Source organism: Streptomyces sp. URMC 124 (assembly GCF_051386455.1).
GTDB lineage: Bacteria > Actinomycetota > Actinomycetes > Streptomycetales > Streptomycetaceae > Streptomyces.
Map to the genome: position 1 here is coordinate 1 of NZ_JBPQTS010000518.1, position 260 is coordinate 260.

The 260-nt window shown below is 56.9% G+C and carries 1 pseudogene; it reads right to left on the bottom strand.

Annotated features, from left to right (window positions below):
• Nucleotides 1–241: pseudogene (locus ACSNOG_RS33545) on the bottom strand (glycoside hydrolase family 88 protein); the annotation flags it as partial.
• Nucleotides 242–260: the final 19 nt, after the last annotated feature.

Consider the following 260-nt stretch of genomic DNA (forward strand, 5'->3'; position numbering starts at 1 on the left):
TTGCCATGCCGTGCAAAGCCCAGGCAGCCCCCCTGCTCCAAGCCGAGTCCGGTCCGAAGCCTTGGCCGCCAAGCGCACCGATATAGTCTCCTGTTACGGGATCGAAGATGCAAATATGCTTGACAGAGCCGTCGGCTCGAATGAAATGCTCGATCACTGTGTCGGCCTGCTGGGAGGCGATATGGGCGAATCTCGGATCGCCCAGCTCCTCGGATGCCCAAAAGAGAAGGGATAGATTCATTGTGGAGTCAATAATGGAC